The sequence below is a fragment of the Labrys okinawensis genome, assembly GCF_047345005.1.
Classification (GTDB): domain Bacteria; phylum Pseudomonadota; class Alphaproteobacteria; order Rhizobiales; family Labraceae; genus Labrys; species Labrys okinawensis.
The window spans coordinates 5,886,073-5,902,852 of the sequence record NZ_CP178864.1; the positions used below are offsets into that span (position 1 = coordinate 5,886,073).

General features: G+C 62.3%; 11 protein-coding genes. 8 read left to right on the forward strand and 3 right to left on the reverse strand.

The genetic code is table 11. The features are described from left to right. The first annotated feature begins 8 nt into the window (after positions 1 to 8). A complete protein-coding gene (locus tag ACMDCR_RS27495; RefSeq protein ID WP_413989662.1) occupies positions 9 to 842 on the forward strand; it encodes an alpha/beta fold hydrolase in 834 nt (277 codons plus the stop codon). A 54-nt stretch (positions 843 to 896) separates the two neighbouring features. On the opposite strand, the gene ACMDCR_RS27500 is transcribed toward ACMDCR_RS27495, so the two are convergent. Beyond that, positions 897 to 3,329, reverse strand: a complete 2,433-nt coding sequence (locus tag ACMDCR_RS27500; RefSeq protein WP_413989663.1) for a M23 family metallopeptidase — start codon at positions 3,327 to 3,329, stop codon at positions 897 to 899. An 85-nt stretch (positions 3,330 to 3,414) separates the two neighbouring features. Continuing rightward, positions 3,415 to 3,828 (reverse strand): DUF1036 domain-containing protein, encoded by a 414-nt coding sequence (locus tag ACMDCR_RS27505; protein ID WP_413989664.1) that lies wholly within the window; start codon positions 3,826 to 3,828, stop codon positions 3,415 to 3,417. Positions 3,829 to 4,162: 334 nt separating this feature from the next. Between ACMDCR_RS27505 and tssK the strand changes: the two genes are divergently transcribed. The 6 genes from tssK (at position 4,163) to ACMDCR_RS27535 (ending at position 15,255) form a co-directional block, all read left to right on the forward strand. Beyond that, positions 4,163 to 5,497, forward strand: coding sequence for a type VI secretion system baseplate subunit TssK (gene tssK / locus ACMDCR_RS27510; RefSeq protein WP_413989665.1), 1,335 nt, complete (start codon positions 4,163 to 4,165; stop codon positions 5,495 to 5,497). A gap of 11 nt (positions 5,498 to 5,508) precedes the next feature. Further along, entirely contained in the window at positions 5,509 to 6,984 is a 1,476-nt protein-coding gene (gene tssL / locus ACMDCR_RS27515; RefSeq protein ID WP_413989666.1) for a type VI secretion system protein TssL, long form, read from the forward strand. Continuing rightward, complete coding sequence (gene tssM, locus ACMDCR_RS27520; RefSeq protein ID WP_413989667.1) at positions 6,984 to 10,553, forward strand: type VI secretion system membrane subunit TssM; 3,570 nt, start codon at positions 6,984 to 6,986, stop codon at positions 10,551 to 10,553. The genes tssL and tssM overlap by 1 nt, the downstream gene beginning before the upstream one ends. Positions 10,554 to 10,555: 2 nt before the next feature. After that, positions 10,556 to 11,224: a type VI secretion system-associated protein TagF gene (gene tagF, locus ACMDCR_RS27525; RefSeq protein WP_413989668.1), complete on the forward strand. Its 669-nt coding sequence runs from the start codon at positions 10,556 to 10,558 to the stop codon at positions 11,222 to 11,224. Then, positions 11,224 to 11,991: a PP2C family protein-serine/threonine phosphatase gene (locus ACMDCR_RS27530; RefSeq protein WP_413989669.1), complete on the forward strand. Its 768-nt coding sequence runs from the start codon at positions 11,224 to 11,226 to the stop codon at positions 11,989 to 11,991. The genes tagF and ACMDCR_RS27530 overlap by 1 nt, the downstream gene beginning before the upstream one ends. Before the next feature lie 123 nt (positions 11,992 to 12,114). Beyond that, the gene (locus ACMDCR_RS27535; protein ID WP_413989670.1) at positions 12,115 to 15,255 is read left to right on the forward strand and encodes a protein kinase domain-containing protein; all 3,141 of its coding nucleotides are present in this window, start codon (positions 12,115 to 12,117) and stop codon (positions 15,253 to 15,255) included. Positions 15,256 to 15,361: 106 nt separating this feature from the next. On the opposite strand, the gene ACMDCR_RS27540 is transcribed toward ACMDCR_RS27535, so the two are convergent. Further along, positions 15,362 to 15,652 carry a PAAR domain-containing protein gene (locus ACMDCR_RS27540; RefSeq protein WP_413989671.1) on the reverse strand — a complete coding sequence of 97 codons (291 nt, stop codon included), beginning with the start codon at positions 15,650 to 15,652 and terminating at the stop codon, positions 15,362 to 15,364. A 188-nt stretch (positions 15,653 to 15,840) separates the two neighbouring features. On the opposite strand from ACMDCR_RS27540, the gene ACMDCR_RS27545 reads away from it, so the two are divergent. Continuing rightward, positions 15,841 to 16,779 (forward strand): hypothetical protein, encoded by a 939-nt coding sequence (locus ACMDCR_RS27545; RefSeq protein ID WP_413989672.1) that lies wholly within the window; start codon positions 15,841 to 15,843, stop codon positions 16,777 to 16,779. Position 16,780: the final 1 nt, after the last annotated feature.

The window sequence follows — 16,780 nt, forward strand, 5'->3', positions numbered from 1 at the left end:
GCATCGAGATGAAGATTCATTCCGTGACCGGCGGGAATGGCGTGAGACTGCATGTGCGGGAATGGGGCAAAGCCGATGCACCAGCCATCCTCTTCATCCATGGGTGGTCACAGAGTCATATTTGCTGGCTCAAGCAGTATGAGAGCGAACTTGCGAGCGCTTTCCGCCTCGTCGCATTTGATCTCCGCGGCCACGGCATGTCGGAAGCGCCCGAGGCGGGCGACCACTATACGCAATCCCAGGCATGGGCAGATGATATTGCCGCCATCGTCGAACAACTCGGACTGAGGCATCCCGTTCTCGTCGGGTGGTCCTATGGGGGCTTCGTCATCTGTGACTATATCCGCGCATATGGTCAGGACGCCATTGCAGGGATCAACTTCGTAGGTGCAGCGGTAACACTCGACAGGGCCGCGTTCGGGGTGCTTATCGGGCCCTGCTTCCTTGATCACGTACCAGGCGCGACCGCCGACGATTTACCCTCCAATATCCAGGCAATGCGCGCATTCGTGCGCGGCTGCACCGCGCGGCCGCTCCCGCGCGACGAGTACGAGATCGCCCTCAGCTGGAACATGGTGGTGCCGCCAAAGGTACGAGCCGCCCTTGTCACTCGCGTGATCGACTCCGATGACGTCTTGCGCTCATTGGAACGGCCCGTCCTTGTGACTCAGGGTCTGAGCGACAGGGTGATCCTCCCGGCAATGGGGGACCACATCCTCAAAACATGTCGAACTGGAAATGCGTCCTGGTACCCCGAGACTGGGCACGCCCCCTTCATCGAGGACACCCCGCGATTCAACCGCGAACTCGCCGACTTCGTGCGTAAGGCAAGAGAATTATGACGCGCTTGTCGGCAAGTGGTTGCTCGAACCGTCAAGGCACTTCTCGAACGCAGACTACTGCAGCAAGGCCGTTACGCTCGTCTTGAGCGCGGCGAAGAGGGGATCGCTGGCGAACTTCGCCAGAGGTTCGTTGTTGGCCGTGGCGGTGCCGGTCCCTGAATCCTGGGACGGTGTTGAGCCGCCGGAGAGTACGGAGCCCATCTTCTTTGCCGCCCACGAGATAAGATAGCCGATCGTCTTTCCCGCCTCGAAGGGATTGGCGCGTACATGCGCGGCGCCGAACACGTCCGAAATCTGCAGATTCGGCTGGCTTCCCAGCACTTTTACAGCGCCGCCGACACCGAGAAAATGCGCCAGATACAAATTGCCGGGGGTGACGGGATGACCGGCCGCCCGGACGACGGCGGCATTGTCGCGCGTGAAAGCGGTTGTCATCGCTCGCGAGAGATCGCAATTGGTGCGCATCGCCAGCACCTCCTGGCGGGTGTGGCCAACCAGCAGATCCGGACGGTGGAGCTTGATCGTCGTCATCCAGGTCGATTCGATGAACTGGCCAAGCCCGACCGCCGTCGAGAGCGGGTTGCTGGCATTGCATTTGTTAGCGCTTTCAATGTGGATGATCTGGCCGACGAACTGGTCCACGGCGCTGTTGGTGCCGGTATTGGCCTGCACCTCCGCGACGGGGTCGACCGGCACGCCATTGTTGCGGACCTCGAAATGCAGCCGCGGCTCGCGGCTTGTGGGCGGCGTGCCGACATAGCCGATGACCTGGCCGGCCTTGACGGCGCTGCCGACGGCCAGCCCCGTCGCCGCACGGGCAAGATAGCCATACATGGAGGTCTTGCCGCCATCATGCGACAATCGCACCACCGTGCCGAAGCCGGTCTCGTTGCCGATCGCGGTGACCTGCCCATCGAAGGCCGCAACCACGGGCGAGCCGGCGGGCGCCGTCCAGTCGATGCCGTAGTTCATCTGCGACCCGGCGGCGGCATTGTCGGCCCCCTGCGGTCCGAACCTGGCGGCAATCACGCCGCTGACGGGCGTGACCATGCTGCCGTCGGGCACGCTGGCCTGCCCGCCGGACGAGACGCATTCATATTGCGCGCCCGGCTGCGATTGCATCACATAGCAATCGAGGTTGCCCGTGGTGCGGCCGATGCTCACGAAAACGATGCGGCCGAGGCCCTGTTTCGCATCACGGGCGACCGGGGAGTAGATGATCGTGATGGTGTCGCCCGGCTGCACCTTCTGCTCGAGATCCTGCGCCCGGGACAGCAGCATGATCGTTTCGCCGACCACCGGCGTGGGCAGCCGGTTGCGGAGCGCCGTGACATAGATCGCGTCGAGCAGGCGCGGCTGATCTTCCGGATCCGGCTGCACCGGCACCAGCGGCGCCGCGAACGGATCGCGCTGGTACCAGGGATCTTCCGACTTTGCATAGGCGCCGACGTCATTGAGGGCGATCGAGCCGACCAGATCGCTCTTGCTGTAGACAGAAACCTGCACGGGCTGCATATGGCTGGGATCGCCGTCGATCGCGACGGCCCGCACCGCGTAGCGGTCGCCGGTCTGCAGGCTCTCGCGGCCGTAGAAGGAATTGAAGGCGCCGCCTGCCGCGGTCGCCTGCCCTGGGTCGAGGCCGAGGCCCTTGAGAGCATCGGGGAGAGAGATCGAGGCCTTGGCTGTCTGGGCGAAGTCCGTAACCCTGTCGCCCGGACTGGAGCCCGACGCCGCAATTTGCGATGTTCCCTCCGCGCTATCCCCATCGCCCGTACTGTCGGCCGAGGCTTGCGTAGGGGCATCCTGCGCGACGGCGATGTCTTCCTGCGACCCCATCATCGCGACCTGGGAAGCGGGAGTGGGCAGATCGAGTACATCCTTCAGCCGGAAGACATCGTTCTTGATGCCCAGATCGCTCACTGCCGCGCGTTGCGGAGCGCTTGCCAGCTTGAGCAGCTGGCGCGGGGCGCTGGCGAGCTGAGGCACGATCACCGGATCGCCGCTCAAGTCGATGATGCGCGGTTTGATCGCCGCCCGGATCAGAGCCTCGTCTTCGGCCTCGCTGTCCGGGGTCTGGATGGCGACCAGGTTCGCTGCAAGGTCGCTGTCGGACACCGCGGCCTGCTGTTGATTTCGATTGGACGAGAACAGGTAGATTGTCGTCAGGGCCGAGCCGATACCCAGGAACAGCAAGGCCGCCAGCATCGAGACATAAACCATGGCGCCGGCCCGGCGGACGACCGGTGCGGCGGGTTTCTCGGGGGTCTTCTTGGCGATCTTGGCCCCGCCGTCCGCCGGCGGGGCAGCCTCGTTCGTGGACTTCGCGGCTTTCCTGGCGGGCCGCGCCGCCGCGGGCCGGGCCGGCACGATGATCGTTGCGTTGCCATCTTCCGCGGGAGACTTAGCCCCCGGCGTCGCCGGCGGTGGGATTGTACGGTCGGTCGGCCCGGAACCGGTCTTTCCGGCTATGACTGTCTTCTCGTCCATGGCTGGCGTCTGCGGACTTTATGGTTTCAAGAATACCCTTCGATAATATCATATACAGTCGGAGATCGGCCTTTCCGGAACCTGCCTAGGGCGCGCTGCCACGTATGAACACCGTCCATGAGCTGGCATTGCCGGTGTCGACCTCCTTGAATTTGGCCTGCACGAAGCCGCGCACCCAGCAATCCCAGGGCTGGTCCTGGATCTTTTCGATCTCGAAGCGCTTGGTATCGACGCACATATCCCAGTTGCCCTCGAATGCGCTGTCGCCCGTCGCAGTCGTTGCATAGATATAAACATATCTGAGCCTGAGGACGTCCAGATCCTCCTTGATAGGCGTAACGCAGGTACTGGCCGGCAACGTCCACCAGCCCTCCGTCTTGAACTTATCGTTGATCTCGGCGCCGATGGCGACATTGTACAGTGTCACCGATTGGTTGCACACTTTGAACGCCGCCTGGGCCTTGCCACCCTGTGCAAGCAACAAGCCGAACAGAACCATGGCGAGGCCAAACCTGCGCCACGGCCGGCATCCAAGAGACAGTATCAACCGCATCAATCGACTGCACCATGCGCTTGAACAATTTGGTATCCGCAGCGCTCGCTTCTGTCTACCTCACAATGGGGGAGGAATAATCCAGACGCTTCTTCTAACCTGCGAAGGTCGGTCGGGTGTAAAATGGCGAACAGCTTGACTTCCTCAGGTCCTGTGGCAGAGTTTGGAATGAGCCGTGAGAATTCGCTCGGGCAACGGCCGATAGCTTTTTTGGTGAGGCCTTGCGATACGTTTGCCAGGCCTGGCAATCACACATCCAGATCCTTCGGGCGGCTCGCAAATGTCCTGGTATAGCAAAGTCGTTTGGTCAGAGGGCTTGTTCCTCCGGCCGCATCACTTGCAGCAGGGCGACCGCTATCTTGAGCATTTGCTTGAGAGCCGTACCGGCCAGATCACGCCCTATCCCTGGGGGTACAGCGAGGTCGAGATCGATCGCGACCTGGCACAGCAAAGCAAGTTCGGCTTGCGCCGCGCCGCCGGCATCCTGCCGGACGGAACGCCGTTCCGGTTTCCGGGCGACTGCCCGCCGCCGCCGCCCGCCGCCGTGCCCGAAAATGCTGCCGGGCTCTTCATCTGGCTGTGCATGCCAATGGCCCAACCCAACAGCCGCGAGGTCGACGAACCGGAGTCGGAGAGCGGCAGCCGCTATGTGGTCAATTCGGAGACCCTGATCGATGCCGCTTCCGCGATGCAGATCGAGGAAGAGATCGATATCGCGGTGCCGCGCTTCAGCTATGAGATCCGCAGGACGGCAAAACCGGGCTTCGTCAACATGCTCTGCGCCCGGATCATCGAGGTCAATGACAAGACCATCGTCTTCGACGAGCGTTTTGCGCCGCCGGTTCTGGTGGTCGGCGCGCACGCCACCGTCACCGGCTGGCTTGATCGCGTAATCGGCTGGGTGGAAACCAAGCTCGACGAACTGGCCCGCTTCGCCTCGGACCCGCGTTCCAGCAGCGGCATGCAGAGCGTGGACTATTTTGTTCTGCAGATGCTGAATCGCGAAATTCCCGCTTTGCGGCACATGCGACGCTCGAAATACACCCATCCTGAGCGGCTCTATGTCGAGCTGTTGCGCCTTGCCGGCGAGTTGGCCACCTACTCCACTCGCGAGCGGCGCGCCAACGAATATCCGGCCTATGACCACGACAATCCCGGCGGCACCTTCGCGCCTGTTTTGGCGGACATCCAGCGCTTCCTAAGCGTCGACATCAGCCGCGCCATCCGCCTCGAAATCGTCGAAAAGGCAACGAATGCCTTCCTGGCGACGGTCACCGACCGCAACCTGTTCCGGGCCTCGACCTTCGTTCTGGAAGTGGCGGCGCAGCGCTCCCTCACCGAACTGCAGACGCAGTTTCCTGCTCTCTTCAAGGTGGGCCCCAATACGCGCATGAACGAGATCGTGCACGCGCACCTTCCCGGCATCGCGCTCATTCATCTGCCGACGCCGCCGGCGCAAATCCGGGCGATCACCAGCCACGTCTATTTCGCGCTCGACCGCATGTCGCCGCTATGGCCCGAATTCAGCACGGCAAGCGGCATCGGCATGCACTTCTCGGGCGACTGGCCGGGACTTGAGCTCAATCTGTGGGTGGTCAAGGAAGACGCTAAATAGGATGTGGGCCAATGACGAACGGCAAGGGCCCGTTCGGGTCTAACCCCGAATCCGAAAAGACGGTCATCAAGCCCAATCCCGGGGGCCGACGGGACGGCCGCGCCATGCCCTATGCCGGCGAGGCTCCATCCTCTACCCCTGCTCCAGCCCAGGACATCTGGGGCGGTGCGCGTGTCGCAGCCGGCGCTGGAAATCCGCCGCCGCCCTATCAACCCGTGCCCCAAACGCCTCTGCAGCAGGCCCCGTTGCCGCCCGGACCTTCGGCGATCGATCTCGCATCGCTGGGCGCCAGCGACAAGACGGGTGGCCCCAATCCCATCCTCGAAGCGGCAATGCCATTGCTCCTGGTGCTCGCCAATATCCGCATCGCGAGACAGGTCCCCCAGGTCGCGCCCATGATGAATACGGTGGCGCTAGGGATCGAGAACTTCGAAACGGCGCTCCACGCGCAGAACATTCCGGAACCGCAGGTTCGCACAGCCAAATATGTCGTGTGCGCCACGGCGGACGATATCGTCCAGAACCTGCCGAGCTCCGACCGCAACCTGTGGACGCAGTACAGCATGCTGAGCCGCTACTTCCAGGTTCGCGACAGCGGCGTGGGATTTTTCGACGAGCTGACCAAGCTGCGGCAAAACCCGCAAATCAACCACAATCTTCTCGGCCTCATGCATGCCTGCATGTCGCTGGGCTTTGAAGGCAAGTATCGCGTCGCGGGCGGCGACGTCCAGCATCAGCAAATCCGCCGCGACGTCTATGAGACGCTGCGCGCCCGCGAGGCGCGCGTGACCGACCATATCTCGCCGCACTGGCGAGGCCAGGACATCGCCGCCGCCTATGTGCGGCGGGCGGTGCCGGTCTGGGCGGTTACCTCCGTGGCGGCGGGACTGCTCCTGCTCAGCTTCCTGGTCTTTCGCTGGCTGCTCGGCGATCTGTCCGACACGGCCAGTGCGGCACTGCTGACGCTCCATCCCAACTCGGACATCCACATCTACAGGACTGTTCCGGCGCCGCCGCCCCCACCGCCGCCGGTCAAAGTCACCACCCAGCTCGAGCGCATCCGCGAGCGCCTGAAGGACGACATCGCCGCCAAGAAGGTGTCCGCCGACTATTACGGCAAGGACATCGTCGTGCGCCTCCTGAACGATTCCCTGTTCGACAAGGGCAGCACCACCGTGCGCGCCGACGCCGTTCCGGTCATCGGCCATATTGCCGCCGCGCTCGAGAAGGAGCCGGGCCAGATCCGTATCGTGGGGCATACCGACAACACGCCGGTGCGCGCAACCGTCAGGTACAAGGACAACCAGCAGCTCTCCGAGCAGCGTGCGCAGGCGGTTGAGCAGATCCTCGTCCAGGGTGTCTCCGATCCCAAGCGCCTGACCACGGCCGGGCTTGCCGACACAGCGCCGATCGACATGAGCAACACCGCCGAAGGCCGGGCCAGGAACCGGCGTGTCGAAGTGTTCATCCCGCGCGAGGACATGTGATGAAGCGCTGGATCATCCTCATCGTCAGTCTTCTGGCCGTCATTGCCCTGTGCGCGGTGATCTGGTTCGTGCTGCCGATCATTGCGTTCGCGGGCGTCGAGCCGTTTGCCAATCCCTGGCTGCGGCTGGCATTGATGGTGCTGGTCCTGGCGATCTATTTCGGCTGGCTGGCCTATCGCATCTACAAGCACAGCCAGTCCGCCCGGGCGCTTGCCGAGAATATCGCCGTACAGGAGCCCGAGGACGATGGCTCCGACTCCGCCGTGCTGGCCGAGAAGATGCGCGACGCCTTGCTTACCCTCAAGGGCTCGCGGCGGGCCAAGGGCGACTTCCTCTATGAACTGCCCTGGTATCTGATCGTCGGGCCGCCTGGGGCGGGCAAGACCACGGCCCTGATGAATTGCGGCCTCAAATTTCCGCTGGCCGCTCATGCCGGCCCGATCGCCGGCAGCGGCGGCACGCGCTATTGCGATTGGTGGTTCACCGAGGACGCCGTCTTCATCGACACCGCCGGCCGCTACACCACGCAGGATTCCGACACCGAATCCGACCGCAAGAGCTGGCTCGCCTTTCTCGATCTCCTGAAGCGCCATCGCGAACGCCAGCCGATCAATGGCGTGCTGGTGGCCATCAGCATCGGCGACATGCTGGCGATGAAGGAGGCGGATCTCGGTGCTCATGCGGTTGCCATCCGCAAGCGCCTGGCCGAGCTCAACAACCGCCTGCAGGTCGATTTTCCGGTCTACGTCATCTTCACCAAGGCCGACCTTATCGCCGGTTTCATGGAATATTTCGGCAATCTCGACCCCGAGGAGCGCAAGGCCGTCTGGGGCGCGACCTTCCAGACCAAGAACAAGAAGGAAAATCGTGTCGGGGATGTCGGGCCCGAGATCGATCTCCTGATCTCCAGGCTCACCACCGAACTGCCGGACCGCCTGCAGGAGGAGCCGGATCCCGTGTCGCGCGTGCGGCTCATGGGCCTGCCGTCCCAGTTGGCCACGCTCAAGCCCACTATCACCCGCTTCCTTGCCCAGATCTTCGAGCCTACGCGCTACCAGACCAGTGCGGCGCTGCGCGGCTTCTACTTCACCTCCGGCACCCAGGAGGGCACACCGATCGACCAGTTGCTGGGCTCGCTGTCGCGGGATCTCGGCCTGCAGGCAGGCGCCAGCATCGCCTATTCGGGGCGGGCGAAGAGCTATTTCCTCGAGCATCTTCTGACCAAGGTCGTGTTTGGGGAAGCCGGGTGGGTGTCCACCAACGCGGCCGCGGTGCGCCGCAGGTTTCTGCTGCAGACTTCGGGCTACGTCCTCGTCGCAGGCGTGACGCTGGCGGCGCTCGCCGGCTGGTTCAACAGCTACTATGCCAACAAGTCCCTGATCGACAGGACCAATGTCGCCGTGGCCTCCTATGCCAACGACACGGCATCGCTGCTCGACGAGGATCCCGTCAACGACGCCGATTTCCAGCGGATCATCAAGCCGCTCGACAATCTCAGGAACTTTCCGTGGGGCTATGACAAGGTCGATACCGACCCGCAGATCAGCGAAACGCTGGGGCTGGGGCAGCACAAGCGCGTAGGTACGGCAAGCGTTGCGGCCTACCGCGATGGGCTCGACCGGCTGCTGCGCCCGCGCATCCTCTTCCACCTTGAAAAGCGGCTTGCCGATCTGCAGGACAAGCCCGACCAGCTCTATGAGCCCCTCAAGGTCTACATGATGCTTGGCGGCGATCCCAACATTCCCGTCGACACCGCCCTGATCGAAGGCTGGATGCAGGGCGATTGGGAGAATCTCTATCCGGGCGAGCCCAACAAGGCAGCCCGCGACAGCCTGAGCGCGCATCTCGATGCCATGCTCAACGTCGACGGAGTTCCCCCACGCCCGATTGCCCTCGACGGTGATCTCGTCAAATCGAGCCAGGTCGCACTGACGCGGCTGTCGCTCGCCGAGCGCGCCTTCGCGATCATCAAGTCGACCGCGCATGACCAGAGGGTCAAGGATTGGACCGTAGCAGGCCATGCCGGACCCGACGCCGCGGTGGTGTTCGCCACCAATGACGGCTCTCCCATCGAAAGCGTGGGCGTCCAGGCGCTGTTCACCTATGACGGCTTCTACACCCTGTTCCTCGACAAGATGACAGCGGTGATATCACTGCTGCAGAACGAGCGCTGGGTGCTCGGGGACGCCGGCAGCAGTCAGGCCATCGACTCGCAATATGCCAATCTCGGCCCTGATCTCTTCCGCATCTACGACCAGGAATTCATCAAGGCGTGGACAACGGCTCTGGGACGGCTGAAGCTCAACAGTTTCGCGGCCGACAAGCCGACCTATACGACGCTTCGAGCCGCCACAGGCGCGGCGTCGCCGATCAAGCTGCTGCTCGAGTCGATTTCATCGGAGACCAAGCTGACGGAGGCGAGGGACGCGGCGACTGGCAATGACGTCTCCGACAAGCTCGCGGAGGCTGCGGGCAAGGTTGCCACAAGGGCTGCCACCAGGGCTGCGGGCAAGCTCGGAAACATGGCGGCCATCGGCCTCGATGCCGCCAAGAAGTCCACCGGCCGCGGCGGCGATGTGGACGCGCCCTTCGTGCCGGGCGCCATCATCCAGGAACATTTCCGCCGCTATCACGAACTCGCGGCGAAGAATGGCGACAAGACCCAGATTGACCTGCTCGTCGAGCAGCTCAAGGGCCTGTACCAGAGCCTGATCGACGAACAGAATTTTGAAAGAGCCGTGCAGGCCCGGCAGAATATGCAGACCTTCCTGGGCTCCATCGCCACCAGTTCGTCACGGCTCGAAACGCCGTTCGACACCATGTTCCGCGATGCCATGGCCGAGTTCGAGCAGAAGATAATCGGGGAGAAGGTGGCCGACCTCAAGGGCGACCTGAATGGCTCGGTAACCCGCGAATGCCTCAATATCACCAGCAACAAATATCCGTTCGCGCCGAACAGCAAACAGGACGTGCCGATGGGAGAATTCGGCCGGCTGTTCGGACCGAACGGCGTCTTCGACACCTTCTTCCGGGAAAAGCTAGCGGGTCTCGTGGACACCTCGGGCGCAGCCTGGGACTGGAAGCAAAACTCGAAATTCAGCCAGGCGCTCTCGTCGGAGTCGCTGCGCCAGTTCCAGAACGCCGCCCGCATCAAGGAAGCCTTCTTCGGCGGCCAGGGCAGCGCACCCAATGTGAAATTCGCCCTGGTCACACAGTCGATGAGCCAGAAGACCGCATCGGTAACATTCGAGGTCAATGGCACGAAACTGGACAGCCCGTTCGGCGTGGTCTCGCGCGGCGATTTCGAATGGCCGGGAAGTTCGCCGGATGGCACGGCCTCGATCACCATGCCGGAGAGCGACGGCACCACGCCTGCCCTCCGCTTCACCGGCGCCTGGGCCCTGTATCGCCTGCTGCAACAGGGCGCCCTGCGTCAATCCGGCAACAAGGCCACGGCGCGTTTCGTGGTCAGCGGCCGGGAAGTCACCTATCAATTGACCTTCGACACGCTCGACAACCCGTTCACGATCCTCTCGCAGCTTAAATTCGCCTGCCCCTCGGATCTCTAGCAATGACAACATGCGCAATGTTCGGGAAATTGCCATCGAAGCGGGACTTCGTCTCCTACAACATGCAGCGGCCGTTTCTCGATCAGTGGGAGGAGTGGCTCCAGGCCGCCGTCGCCGCCAGCCGGCATGCGCTCGGCGGCCGCTGGCAGGAGATATTCCTGGGCTTTCCGATCTGGCGCTTCTGGTGTGGCCGGCGGATCTTCGGAAATGCGGTTACCGGCGCGTTGATGGCGTCCGTGGACGGGGTCGGCCGCTACTTCCCGCTGACGGTCTGTGCCTGCGAAACCCCCGACCTATATCTGGAGCCGCCGCCCTCGCGAGGGCTCGATCACTGGCACGAGGATTGTGAACGCTTCCTGCTTCACATGCTGGACGATCGCTTCGAGCGTGAGCCATCCGACCTGCTCGCGGAACTTCCCTTCCCGCCTACTGCGCCGCGCGTGCCGCCGCCCCAGAGAGACAGCGGCCTGCTCCTGTGGCCCGCCGGAGACACGCCGGTCGCCGACGCCTTCCGTTCGCTCGACATGGCGGATGGGGAAGCACGAAACGGGGGGCGCAGCTATTGGTGGACGCATGGCGGCGAGGGTGGGCATCCGGCCAGGCTCGTGGTCGTCGAGGGCAAGCCCAGCGCCCAGTTCTTCGCATTCCTCATGACGGGGGAGATGGTCTGATGGACCCGTGGCCAACTGGTGACAAGCTCAAGTTCGAAACAGCCGCGATCACGCATCCGGGCAATGTGCGTCCCGTCAACGAGGACAGTATCTTTACCGACGGCGAGCGTGGCATCTGGCTTGTGGCCGATGGCATGGGCGGCCACCGCGACGGCAATCTTGCCAGTGCGATGATCGCAGATACGGCGCGAGGCCTCGGCAAGGGCGCCTCCCTGATGGAACTCACCGAGGCCTTCCGACATGGCATCGGCGCTGTCAACACGGAGCTCCTGGCGAGGTCCAATGGCAGCGCCGACCGGCTTGTCGGTTCGACGGTTGCAGCTCTGCTGATCCACAAGGCCAATTATTGCTGCCTCTGGGCCGGTGACTCTCGATGTTATCTGGTGCGGGAAGGCGGCATAGAGCAGCTCTCGCATGACCATACCGAAGTCCAGGAATTGGTGGATCGCGGCGTGATCAGCAAGGCTGAAGCGGCAACCTGGCCACGCCGGAATGTGATCACCCGTGCGGTCGGCGCCATCGACGATTTTCAACTGGAGCATGCGAGCGGTGTGGTAAGGTCGGGCGATTGTTTTGTGCTGTGCAGCGATGGCCTGACCGGCCACGTGAACGATGAGGAAATCCTCGCGAGGAGCAGCAGGCTCAGCGCAAACCAGGCAAGCCACGAGCTTCTCGAGCTCGCTCTGGCGCGCGGAGGCAAGGACAACATCTCCGTTGTCGTCGTCAACGTCGTCGCCAAAGGGGCAACAACGCTTGTGATGCGCTAAAGCAAAATGCGTCCCGGCAGGAGCAGATTTACGAGTTAACTCATTGCTATAAAAAGACTTTTTCGATTGCTGATCAATCATGCTGAGAGTAAGACGCGATAATGATCGCCGATGGAGCCGCATGTGGACGATGACAGAACCCGAATCGCGATGCGCGGCTCGGCCGTAAGCATCGGCACGGAACTCAATCAGACCTACCGCATCGATTCACTTCTCGGCGTCGGCGGTATGGGCGAGGTGTTCAAGGGCCACAACATCCAGACCGGCGATCCGGTCGCGATCAAGATCGTCCTGCCCGAATTTGCCCAGGACGAGACGATTCTGGGGCTGTTCCGCAAGGAAGCTCGCATCCTCAACCACCTCTATCACGACGCTATCGTCCGCTATTACGTCTTCTCGATCGATCCGGCGATTTCGCGGCCCTATCTGGCAATGGAGTTCGTCGACGGCCCCTCTCTCGCCGCGCATGTGAAGAATGCTCCGCTCCCCGCATCGGAATTCATGCCGCTGCTGCGCCGGCTCGCAGATGGTCTGCATCGGGCGCATGCGGCTGGTGTCATTCATCGCGACATGTCGCCCGACAATGTCATCTTGCCGGGCGGCCTGGTCCAGAATGCCAAGATCATCGACTTTGGCATTGCTCGTTCCGCCAATGTAGGCGGGGAAACGCTGCTGGGCGGCAGCTTTGCGGGAAAATACAACTTCGTTTCGCCCGAACAGCTCGGCCTCTACGGCGGCGAGGTCACGCCAAAATCGGATATTTACAGCCTTGCGCTGGTGATGGCGGCAGCCATGCGCGGCCGCCCGCTCGAGATGAGTGGAACGCAGGTCGACATCATCGAGAAACGCCGCACCGTGCCCGATCTCAGCGGCATCCCCAAGCAGTTCCATCCGGTGCTGTCGGCGATGCTGACGCCCGAACCGGCCAAGCGGCCCGCCGACATGGCGGCCATCCGAGACTGGCCCGACGACCAGCCATCGTCCAAGTCGAAAGCCGAAAAGCCGAAGGCTGCCGTCTCCAATGCGGCACAGGCTAAGCCGCCAAAGCCTTCCAATGCCCTGCGCAACAGCATTTTCGCCATCGCCATGCTGGCAGTGATCGGCATCGGTGCGTTGGGCGGCTGGATCTACACGCACGGCAATATGTTTTCGAACGAAACGCCTATCGCCAAACAGCCAGACAACAAGCCGCCGGACGATAACAACCAGGATAAGGCTGCCTTGCAGGCTGCTCGCCACGATCGCCTGGCGGGGCAGCTGTCGGCCGCCGGCCAGGATAGTGCTGCCCTCCAGAGCTTCCTGGATCAATGCGGCGCCGATTGCCCGGATGATCTTGCCAAACAGGCTCAGCAGCGGATCAACACCGCGAAGGAGCAGGCTGCCCGCCGTGATCGCTTGGCCGGGCAGCTGGCGGCCGCTGGCCAGGATAGATCTGCCCTGCAGAACTTCCTCGATCAATGCGGCGCCGACTGCCCGGATGACCTGGCTAAACAGGCTCAGCAGCGGATCAACACCGTGAAGGAGCAAGCTGCCCGCCATGATAGACTGGCGGCGCAGCTTTCGGCTGCTGGCCAGGACAGTGCGGCCCTCCAGAGCTTCCTCGATCAATGCGGCGCCAACTGCCCGGATGATCTTGCCAAACAGGCTCAGCAGCGGATCAACACCCTGAAGGAGCAGGCTGCCCGCCATGATAGACTGGCGGCGCAGCTGGCGGCCGCCGGCCAGGACATAGCCGCCCTGCGAAGCTTCCTCGACCAGTGCGGCGCCGATTGTCCTAGTGACCTCGGCCGGCAGGCCCAGGAACAGATCAATGCCCTCAAGGGACGGGCCACTCGCCGCGATCGGCTGGCGGCCCAACTTTCGGTCGCCGGCCAGGACATGACCGCCCTGCAAAACTTCCTCGATCAGTGCGGCGCGAACTGCCCGGCCGATCTCGCCCAACAGGCACAGACGCGGATCAATGGCCTTAAGGAGCAGGCGGCGCGCCACGATCGCCTGGCGGCCCAGCTTTCGGCCGCTGGCCAGGATAGTTCCGCCCTGCAAAGATTTCTCGATCAGTGCGGCGCGGATTGTCCCGGCGATCTCTCCCAGCGAGCTCAGGCACAGATCAATGGTCAGAAGGAGCAGGCGACGCGGCGCGATAGCCTGACTGCGCAGCTCTCGGGCGCGGGCCAGAACATGGCTGCCCTTCAAAGCTTCCTCGATCAGTGCGGCGCCGACTGCCCGGATGATCTTGCAAAGCAAGCCCGACAGCGGATCGATACCCTGAAACTGCAGACGGCGCGCCACGATAGCCTGGTCGCGCAGCTCTCGGGCGCAGGCCAGAATATGGCTGCCTTGCAAGGCTTCCTAGATCAGTGCGGAGCGGACTGCCCGGATGATATCGCAAAGCAAGCCCAGCAGCAGATCGCTACGCTCAAACAGCAGGCGGCGCGCCATGATCGCCTGGCCGCCCAGCTTACGGTTGCCGGCTCGAATGTTGCCGCGCTCAGGCGGTTCGTCGACCAATGCGGGGCCGATTGTCCCGACGATCTCCTGACCAAGGCGAAGGCCGTCATAGACAAGGCCAAACCGCCGATCGTCGCCTCGCTTTCTCCGGCGGTGCTCCAGGATTTCGTGACTGGCTTCGGCGCGAATAGCTGTTTTGCGGCCACGGCGGATAATGTGACCGCCACCTCGGCGACCATTACTGCGCTTGGGACATCGGCGTCGGGCCAGAATTTCATCGATGCGTTCAAGCAAAAGGCCGGCTTTACGCCGGACGTGACGCTCGATCCCGTCGCCGACCCGCAATGCGGCTTTGTCAGCGCGCTGAAGCGCATGTCGGTTCCAGGGGGCCCGCCGCTGAACCTCGCCTTGAGCAAGTCTGAAATCCGCGGCAGCGATGCGGATACGGGCAAGACGGGAGACCCGCTGACCGTTTCAGTCACCGGGGCGGGCGAGCGCAACATCTATCTGTTCGTGATGGACCACCAGGGCGGCATCCAGAACATCAACCGCCTTTGCGCTTCCTGCATCACCATGAAGACAGGCGAGATGGAGGCCGGGCTTAGCCTTACCTCGCCGGCCAAGGTCGATGGCGAAAGCCGCCCGCCCTTCTATCCCATGCTGGTGTTCGCCGTCGCCTCTTCAAGGCCGTTGATCAGCATAAACTCGCAGGATGCCTTCACGGCGGATGATTTCATCGCGCCTTTCCTGACGGAGATCGCGAATACGAAGGACGTCACGACAGCCGTGGGATTCGTGAAGCTGCGCGACCAATAGAGCAAGATGCATTCGGGCGGGAACGCATTTTCAGTTTAACTCGTTGGCACCAAAATGCATTCGGCGATTCTTGGTGACTGGATCCGAAGGCAAACGCTCCAGCCATCTATCCGCCGATGAGGACCGTCGGGCACATGCCTACAATCGTGCCGCCATGAACGGTGAGGTCGCCGATACGCGCCGCCATCTGACTGTTCACCAGGACGGTCATGGACCCCAGCGCGATCACGTCCGGCGGGCCGACGCAAATGCAAAGGTCGCCAACCCGCGCCTGCGGCTGCTTCCCGGTGAGGACATTGAACGACCCCATCACGATCGGGCCGCCGACATGCGGCACCAGCACCGTCACCTGCGGACAGACGTGCATATCGCCCATGCGTGAAGCGGGTTGTCCCATGCCCGCAGATTATCAACTCGAGCCTGCCTTGGACACCCCCTAATCTGGGGGATGGCCTGTCCAATCATCAAGCTCCATACTCTTATTGCTCATTGACAGGTCCCACATGCGGCAAACCAACAAGGCGAATTCGGCCGGTCCTCAAGATCGGCGATGACAGCCACGTTCTACACGACCGAAGGTGCTTCATGAAGATCTTCGAGAAAACCGCAAGAATGACCGTCAATACCGAGGGATCCGTTCCATCGGTGAGTATATCTCGGGATGGCAAAGCGGCCGTGCTGCATCTTGAACGCAATCATGCGAGTCTGCTGGGCGCAGCGAGGGATATTCCCGACTCCCGAACCACAAGTGCCATCAATATCAAGGGCAGTGTCGACGCCATATTCGATCAGTCCGACTGGACATACATGGAAAACATAGATTTCCACTTCATCCAGGTCGCCCGTGATACTCGATGGCGCAATACCTATGTCGGCTCAAAGGCTCAGGATGGAGCAATCGTACACGATCTCGCGGCCCCGCCTCTCCTGCCGGCTGCCCGCGTCGACAGGTTCCTGCTCGATAGCGGAGAGGCAAAGGATGATGATGGCACCCTGACAAACTGCATGCCATTCACGAATCCCAGGCGATTTGCAGCCTGGAAGAAAGACAACAAGGATTTGCAGAATATTACTATAGATATGGATGACCATCCAAACAGTAGAACTCCCCTGAGATTTCCAAACAGTCTCGCAAGAAGCACGAATTATTTATTTGAAGCATCTCATCAATTTGAAGCTGTGACAGCATTCGTATTCCGAAGCCGAGAACGAAAAGTACAAATCCTGGCCTATATTTCCTGGAACATCATCTGGCTCGCAAGGTTCAAATGGAACCGAGGCGTTTGCACGGGATCAATGGTCGCAAAAGCGTTCACGGTGGCGGATATGCAACTCTCATCGACGAACGATCCGGAGATCGACGGCATCGTGAAAAATCCTCCCCAGGGGCTGGAAGAGACCTACAACTCGGTGACGAACACGGCTGTGCAAGAGCTGTCGCGCTACGCCACGCCCTATTGGTCCATCGGCGAGCGCGCCGATCGTGAGGGCCTGCAGGTCCCGGCCGACTTCTGGACGGCCTGAC